Raw genomic sequence first — 2,626 nt, 5'->3', positions numbered from 1 at the left:
GGTCGGTGCCGGGCCGGCGGGCCTCACGGCCGCGGAGCGTGCGGCCCGGTTCGGGCACGAGGTCACCCTGTTCGACCGGCACGCCGAGCCCGGCGGGCAGTTCCGGCTCGCCCGGCGCATCCCCGGCAAGGAGGAGTTCGGTCCCGCGCTGGAGCACCTGGCGGCCCGCGCAGCCGCATCCGGGGTGACGCTCGTGACCGGGGAGGAGGTGTCTGCACAGACACTCCTGACGGACGATGGGCGGCCGGGCTACGACGAGGTGCTCCTCACCACCGGCGTGCGGCCGCGGCCCGTCGATCTGCCCGGGGCGGGGGAGCCGGGCGCGCCCGCCGTCCACGCGTACGACGACGTGGTCCTGGGACACGTCGACGTCGGCCCGCGCGTCGCGGTGATCGGCGCCGGCGGCGTGGGCGTGGATGTCGCCGAGGCCCTGGCGGCCGGCACGGAACGGCCGGACGGGACACCCGAGACACAGGAGCACTGGCGGGCCCGCTGGGGCGTGGCCCTGACCTCGGAGACGCCGGGCCAGCTGGCGAAGCCGGCCGCGGCCCACCCGGGACGCGAGGTCCACCTGCTCCAGCGCAGCCCCGGACCGATCGGCGCCCGACTGCGCCCCACCACCGGCTGGGTGCACCGCGCCGAGCTGCGGCAGCACGGGGTCCACCTGCACTCCGGTGTGACCTACGAGGGCCTCGGCCCCGACGGCCTGCGCGTGACCGCGCCGTCCCCGGAGGACCCCGAGGCCCGCGTGGCGCTGACCCTGGACGTGACGGACGTCGTCGTGTGCGCCGGGCAGGAGTCCGAGACGGATCTCGTCGAGGACCTGGTGGCTGCGGGCTACGCGCCGGAGGCGGTGCGCCTGATCGGTGGCGCGGCCGAAGCCCGCGAGCTCGACGCCTACCGGGCCATGGACCACGCCGTGCGGGCCGTGCAGGGCTGAGCCGCGCCGCCGGCCGGCGGGCCCTCCCGGGCGGACGACGTCGGGGCTACGGTCGGGGCATGGCTCTCATCTACACCGCACGCCTGGACCCGGACAAGCCCGAATGGATCCGCCGCCGCCTCGTGGCGCACGGACTGCCCGAGGACGTGACCGCCGAGAAGGTCGGCTCGTACCGGTTCGACGATCCCACCGGCGAGATCGGCGTCGAGTCGATGCTCGTGCGCGTGGGGGACCGGCTCTACCAGACTGCGTTCGCCTACCGAGGCGACGCACCCGCCGAGGGGGACGTCGTGGCCGAGGTGGAGCACTCCGTCCTGGGACACCGCTGGGTCGTGGACGCCGCCACCGACCCGGACGCGCGCCGTATCCTCGCGGCCGCCGTGCGCGGCGAGATCCCGCAGGCCCGGCTCGAGATGCATGACGAGTCCGGGACCTACCTCGAGACGCGCGCCCCGGATCTCACCCTCCGCGTGATCGGCGCCGATGCGACGGGGGAGCTCGAGGTGCCGGTCGAGCTGTCGGAGACGGGCGAGGCGGACGTCGACGGCCCGCGGTGCCTCATCGCCGAGGGAGACGGTGTGCGGGCCGTCGTCGCGCGTCTTACCTGAGGGGCGGTCCGCGCGGTCAGAGGCCGCGCGGACCCCAGGACCGCAGCCGGCGATGGCTGGTGAGCGACATGTACAGCGCGATGCACCAGCCGAGGACGGTCCACCCGGTGAGCAGGTTCACCCAGAACACCGCCCACACGTTGGAACGGCCACGGACGGCGGCAATGGCCCACGGAGCCAGGTAGCCCGCCGTGGCGATGGCCAGGACGACGGCGATCGTCGCGTGCAGGGGGCGGTCGCGCTGGTCGGTCATGATCGTCATGGGTCCAGGCTACGCGCGAGACCCGCCGCGGAGGGCGCCCTGTCCACCGTTCCGCAGTGCGCCGATAATGTACATTATGTCAACTAGCCCGTTCTCCGTCTCCCCTGCGGGCGGCCGCGCCGACCCCGCATGACGGAGATTCACTCCCCCGGGTCTGCAACCAGCCGCTCCAGCAGCGGCAGGACAGCCGCCACCGCTGAGCGACTCTCATGCCAGAGCCCGTGCCGCAACCGGGAATGGACGGCCTGCTGACTGATCCCGAGCTCCGCCGCCGCCTCTCGCTGACTGGCGCCGGCTTCCACCAGCCGCCCCGCCGCATGCTGGTCATCGGACCGGCGCCGTTCCACCGTGGCGACCAGCTGCAGGGTGGCCTCTGCACAGCGCAGATCAGCCTCTCGGCCGGTCTCCGAGGCGCGGCCCGGGCGTCGTCCGTGCGGCAGCACCAGCCGTCCCGGTGCTCGCCGGGCGCGGCGCCGCTCCCCTGCTGTGATATGTGACAAGGCTGACTGCTTGTCGTAGTTGCCCTCTGGATCCAGCAGCACCGCCCAGGACCCAGACCGCACGGCCCACAGTGCCAGGCCCACCCCCGCCGCCATGCCGTCGAGAGTGACGGCCAGCTCACCGTCGTGCGGCGCCGCATCGGTTTCGTCGATATGCCACGCCGCCGAGATCACAGCTGCGCCCGGGCGGGGATCGTCGAGCAGCGCGGCTGCCAGACGTCGGGCGTCGTCGGCCGTGGCGGCGGTCGGTCGGATGGGCACCAGATGCACGGACACCATACGGAGAGCCTAGCTGTTGTGGGTCATGAGGTTCTTG

At 73.7% G+C, this 2,626-nt stretch carries 4 protein-coding genes; 2 read left to right on the top strand and 2 right to left on the bottom strand.

Annotated features, from left to right (window positions below):
• Nucleotides 1-940 (top strand): FAD-dependent oxidoreductase (locus HMPREF3105_RS05590; RefSeq protein ID WP_168167997.1); only part of this gene is annotated, 940 nt, incomplete at its 5' end.
• A gap of 59 nt (nucleotides 941-999) precedes the next feature.
• Complete coding sequence (locus HMPREF3105_RS05585; RefSeq protein WP_049147365.1) at nucleotides 1,000-1,548, top strand: maltokinase N-terminal cap-like domain-containing protein; 549 nt, start codon at nucleotides 1,000-1,002, stop codon at nucleotides 1,546-1,548.
• A gap of 16 nt (nucleotides 1,549-1,564) precedes the next feature.
• On the opposite strand, the gene HMPREF3105_RS05580 is transcribed toward HMPREF3105_RS05585, so the two are convergent.
• Both HMPREF3105_RS05580 and HMPREF3105_RS05575 read right to left on the bottom strand, forming a co-directional pair.
• Nucleotides 1,565-1,810, bottom strand: a complete 246-nt coding sequence (locus HMPREF3105_RS05580) for a superinfection immunity protein (RefSeq protein WP_012750886.1) — start codon at nucleotides 1,808-1,810, stop codon at nucleotides 1,565-1,567.
• A gap of 140 nt (nucleotides 1,811-1,950) precedes the next feature.
• The gene (locus HMPREF3105_RS05575) at nucleotides 1,951-2,589 is read right to left on the bottom strand and encodes a hypothetical protein (RefSeq protein ID WP_070708943.1); all 639 of its coding nucleotides are present in this window, start codon (nucleotides 2,587-2,589) and stop codon (nucleotides 1,951-1,953) included.
• Between the last annotated feature and the right edge of the window lie 37 nt (nucleotides 2,590-2,626).

The sequence above is a fragment of the Micrococcus sp. HMSC31B01 genome (assembly GCF_001816085.1).
GTDB lineage: Bacteria > Actinomycetota > Actinomycetes > Actinomycetales > Micrococcaceae > Micrococcus > Micrococcus luteus.
The sequence above is the reverse complement of the archived record's forward strand: the minus strand, read 5'-3'. Positions and strand labels throughout refer to the sequence as shown.